This is a genomic window from Corynebacterium sp., assembly GCF_030535495.1.
Taxonomy (GTDB): Bacteria; Actinomycetota; Actinomycetes; order Mycobacteriales; family Mycobacteriaceae; genus Corynebacterium.
Genome location: NZ_JAUNRW010000005.1, coordinates 45,637 through 50,348, shown reverse-complemented (window position 1 = coordinate 50,348; position 4,712 = coordinate 45,637). Strand labels below are relative to the sequence as shown.

Below are 4,712 nucleotides of genomic sequence, written 5' to 3'. Positions count from 1 at the left end.
ACCACGGCCTTGCCGGCCTCCATCGGGCCACCGGAGACGAACACGGCGGGGATGTTGAGGCGCAGGGCCGCGTTGAGCATGCCCGGGGTGATCTTGTCGCAGTTGGAGATGCACACCATCGCGTCGGCCGTGTGGGCGTTGACCATGTACTCGACCGAGTCGGCGATGATCTCGCGCGAGGGCAGGGAGTAGAGCATGCCGCCGTGTCCCATGGCGATGCCGTCGTCGACGGCGATGGTGTGGAACTCCTTGGGCACGCCACCGGCGGCACGGACCGCGTCCGCGACGATGTCGCCGACGTTCTTCAGGTGGACGTGCCCGGGCACGAACTGGGTGTAGGAGTTGACGATCGCGACGATCGGCTTGCCGAACTCGTTCTCCTTGGTGCCGGTGGCACGCCACAGGGCGCGGGCACCGGCGGCGTTGCGTCCGACGGTGGTGACTTTGGATCGAAGCGGGAACACTACTGCTCCTTCAGGTTCTCGGTGGTGGGTGCATGGTGGTCGCGGCGCTGTTGCTTGGCGGCCTCGCGGGCGGCGAACTCCTCCTGGGAGACCATGATCTGCTGCCCGTCGCGGTGGACGATGACGACTTTGTCGTCGGCGGCCTCCTGCGCGGCGGTGAGCGCGTCCGGGATGCGGCCCCGGGACGCCTCCGCCAGTTTCGGCAGTGAGTTGAAGCTGACGGCGGGCATCGGGTGCTCGGTTCCGTCCGTGGTGGTCAGGAGTGCGCGTGAGCCCTTGAATCCGACGCCCCTGACATCCTCCCACGCGATGGACTTCCCGCTGCGGAAGGCGTAGTGGATGTCCACCCCCGACTCGCCGACGATCGTCCGTGCCCGCAGCACCCAGATGATGAAGGCCAGCGGGATGAGCAGCAGCCATACCAGGTACAGCGGTGCGGAGGGGATGACCAGCATGGACACCGCGATGAAGAGAGCGGCCGCGAAGAGGTTGGCCCGCTCCGGGGCGAACTCCACGGATTCTGCGTGAGCAGCGTCAGAACTCATGGCGACCATGCTAGTAGAGATGTCACTGACCGCCCGCGTCCGGGGTGACCGGGGTCTGGGTGGTCGCGGGAGCCTGCGTCTCGACGCCCGGTTCCGGCGCCGTGGTCTGGGTCTGGGGTGCAGTCGTCGGCTCCGCCGGGGCCGGCTGCTGCGGGGTGGGGGCCGGGGTCGGTTCCTGCCAGGTCTGCTCCGGCCAGGTCTGCTCGGGCACGGGGGCCGGAGCGGGCTCGGACTCCACCGTGGTCTGCGGGGTGGGGGTGCGCGGGGCCAGGACGCCGGTGGGGCCGTCCTCCCCGGCATCGACGGTGAGGGTCTTGAGCAGCAGCAGAATGAAGAGGATGCCGAAGAGGTAGGTCGTCGACGCGCGGACCCTTCCCCCGAAGGAGGCGAAGCGGCGCCATCCCGAGGTGGGGGAGTCATTGCGGAAGACCCCACCGGCCGGGGTCTGCTGGTCCGTGGTGTCCTCGGGCTCGTCTCCCTGCACGCCCCGCTCGACCACGGCCGGGTCGCGGCCCTCCTCGTCGGCGAAGCCGGCGGGGACGGTGACCTCCTGATCTCCGGCGGAGTCCTGGGGGCCGGAGAGGGGGACGTCGATAAGCGGGGTGCGGTCGAACGCGGCGGTGGTGACGGTGTCGACGCGGTCCTTGACCTCACCCGTGATGGTGGTGGCCGAGCCGTACTCGTTCCAGAACTCGTCGAGGATCTCGGTGCGGATGGCGCGTTCGACGAGCCACTGCATACCGGCCTCCACCTGGATCATGAAACGCATGTCCATGGTCCACGGCATGCCGACGGTGGCCGGCGGGGTGACGTTGACCGCCGGGTGCACGTCGAGCTCGCCGATGAGCACCTCCGCGACATTCGGGCGCCCGAGTGCGCGGCGGGTGGCGGCCTCGGAACGGTCGATGGCCTCCTGCGTGTCGGTGGATCCCAGGAGCGGCACCGGCATGACCACCACGGCGCGGGACCAGTAGTTGGAGGCGTTGATGCTCACCCGCGCGGTGGAGTTGGGGATGATCACCGTTTCCTGCGCCAGGGTGCGGATGCGGGTGGAGCGCATGGTGATCTGGATGACGGTGCCCTCCACCTGGATGCCGTTGCCCTCGAAACGCACCCAGTCGCCGACACCGAACTGCTTCTCCGTGAGGATGAAGAACCCGGCGAGGAAGTCCGCGATGATCGACTGCGCGCCGAAACCGATGGCCGCCGAGACGACCGTGGCGGGGATCGCCGCGCCCGCCAGGGAGAAGCCGAGCGTCTGCAGGAAGAAGATGAGGATGAGGAAGAAGGCGATGAGCTGGAAGATGTAGACGCCGACGCCGGTCAGGGCGAGGCGGGTCTTCGACTCATCCGCGTCGGTGGTCTCCTCCACGCCCCGGGCCAGCCACCGTTGGGCGAAACGCCCCACGCGGGGCACCAGCAGCGCGACGGTCAACAGGATGGCCAGGGTCAGACCCTGGTCGGCCATCCACGACCAGGCGCGGGTGAGCAGATACAAGGCGAAGTCGAGCATGCCGCCCACCATACGACCATCCGCCACCCCCGTGTGTATGATGATCCGCATGAACATCATTCGACTTCGGGTAGTAGCAGCGCGGCGCCTGCCGTAACGACCCCTACCTAAGTCGTCTCGGCAAGCGCCCTCGACAGCACCCACCATCAGTGCTGTTCGGGGGCTTTGTCATTAGATGGTCGCAGGTTACAGACACCTTGTGCCGACGCCAGCCGCCCGACGGACCCTTCCGCACCACCGGAGGAAGTCACCGGGTAGCGTTCCAACTGCATTGTCCTTGTGAAATTAGGAGCTTGATAACGTGGCAGCTTCGCACACGCCCACCCCGGCCACGGTCGCCAGGAAGTCCCCGGGGGCCGAGCGTGCCCCCGAGCGGATGACCGGTGCCCAGGCGATCGTCCGTTCCCTCGAGGAGCTCGGCACCGACATCGTCTTCGGACTGCCCGGCGGCGCCATTCTCCCGCTGTATGACCCCCTGTTCTCCTCCACCAAGCTGCGCCACGTGCTGGTGCGCCACGAGCAGGGTTCCGGCCACGCCGCCACCGGTTACGCCCAGGTGACCGGCAAGGTCGGTGTCTGCATCGCCACCTCCGGCCCCGGTGCCACCAACCTGGTCACCCCGCTGGCCGACGCCAACCTGGACTCGGTGCCCATGGTCGCCATCACCGGCCAGGTCGGTCGCTCCCTGCTGGGCACCGACGCCTTCCAGGAGGCCGACATCCGCGGCGTCACCATGCCGATCACGAAGCACAACTTCATGGTCACCGACCCCAACGACATCGCGCGGACCCTCATGGAGGCCTTCCACCTGGCACTGACCGGTCGCCCCGGTCCGGTCCTGGTGGACATCCCCAAGGACATCCAGAACGCGGAGTTCGACTTCGTCTGGCCGCCGAAGATGGATCTGCCCGGGTACAAGCCGGTCACCTCTCCGCACTCCCGCCAGATCACCCAGGCCGTGCAGATGATCGCCGAGGCCGAGCGCCCCTGCCTCTACATCGGCGGCGGCGTCATCAAGGCCGACGCCAGCCAGGAGCTGCTGGAGTTCGCCGAGTACACCGGCATCCCGGTCGTGACCACCCTCATGGCCCTCGGTGCGTTCCCGGAGTCCCACCGCCTGCACATGGGCATGCCCGGCATGCACGGCGCCGTCCCGGCCGTGGGCACCATGCAGCGTTCTGACCTGCTCATCGCCATCGGCGCGCGTTTCGACGACCGCGTCACCGGCAACCTCGACGAGTTCGCGCCGGATGCCAAGGTCATCCACGCCGACATCGACCCGGCCGAGATCGGCAAGATCCGCGAGGCCGCCGTCCCGATCGTCGGTGACGCCCGCGAGGTGCTCTCCGCCCTGCTGCGCACCTACCGGTCCCAGAAGAACCTCAACCCGCCGGCGATCACCGAGTGGGTCGACTACCTCACCGACCTCAAGGAGCGTTTCCCGCGCGGCTACGAGAAGCAGTCCGACGGGATGCTCAGCCCGCAGTTCGTCATCGAGACGCTCTCGCAGGCCGCCGGCCCGGACGCCATCTACGTCGCGGGTGTGGGCCAGCACCAGATGTGGGCCGCGCAGTTCGTCGACTTCGAGAAGCCGCGCACCTGGCTCAACTCCGGTGGCCTGGGCACGATGGGGTACTCCGTGCCGGCCGCCATGGGCGCCAAGGCCGGGCTTCCCGACGCCGAGGTGTGGGCCATCGACGGTGACGGCTGCTTCCAGATGACCAACCAGGAGCTGACCACCGCCGCCGTCGAGGGCTTCCCCATCAAGGTCGCCCTGATCAACAACGGCAACCTGGGCATGGTGCGCCAGTGGCAGACGCTGTTCTACGGCGGCCGCTACTCCAACACCAAGCTGCGCGAGCAGGACGAGTACGTGCCGGACTTCGTCACCCTGTCGGAGGCGCTCGGTTGTGTCGCCTTCCGTGTCACCCGGGAGGAGGACGTCCTGCCGACGATCCAGAAGGCCCGCGAGATCAACGACCGCCCCGTGGTCATCGACTTCATCGTCGGTGAGGACGCGCAGGTGTGGCCGATGGTCGCCGCCGGCGCCTCCAACTCCGACATCGAGTACGCCAAGGGCCTGCGTCCCTTCTTCGAGGGTGACGAGTCCGCCGGTGAAGCCCCCGCCGACATCCACGAGGTGTTGGAGGAGGCCCAGGAGGAGACCGTGGAAGAGGTCCTCGAGGACCG

4 protein-coding genes are annotated in these 4,712 nt (G+C 68.1%); 1 reads left to right on the top strand and 3 read right to left on the bottom strand.

The window, feature by feature from the left end:
- From Q4F73_RS01525 to Q4F73_RS01515, 3 genes are all read right to left on the bottom strand, one after another.
- Positions 1-464, bottom strand: a 464-nt coding sequence (locus Q4F73_RS01525) for a dihydroxy-acid dehydratase (RefSeq protein ID WP_303357582.1), incomplete at its 3' end; no start/stop codon positions are given.
- Entirely contained in the window at positions 464-1,009 is a 546-nt protein-coding gene (locus Q4F73_RS01520; protein ID WP_303357581.1) for a PH domain-containing protein, read from the bottom strand. The genes Q4F73_RS01520 and Q4F73_RS01525, both read right to left, overlap by 1 nt.
- A gap of 22 nt (positions 1,010-1,031) precedes the next feature.
- The gene (locus Q4F73_RS01515) at positions 1,032-2,573 is read right to left on the bottom strand and encodes a mechanosensitive ion channel family protein (protein ID WP_303357580.1); all 1,542 of its coding nucleotides are present in this window, start codon (positions 2,571-2,573) and stop codon (positions 1,032-1,034) included.
- A gap of 325 nt (positions 2,574-2,898) precedes the next feature.
- Between Q4F73_RS01515 and Q4F73_RS01510 the strand changes: the two genes are divergently transcribed.
- Positions 2,899-4,712: acetolactate synthase large subunit (locus Q4F73_RS01510; protein WP_303357585.1), on the top strand; the 1,814-nt coding region annotated here is incomplete at its 3' end.

Excerpts from the sequence above, each read along its gene's own strand:
- Q4F73_RS01520 (WP_303357581.1), bottom strand. The coding sequence starts at position 1,009 with ATGAGTTCTGACGCTGCTCACGCAGAATCCGTGGAGTTCGCCCCGGAG.
- Q4F73_RS01515 (WP_303357580.1), bottom strand. The coding sequence starts at position 2,573 with ATGCGGATCATCATACACACGGGGGTGGCGGATGGTCGTATGGTGGGC.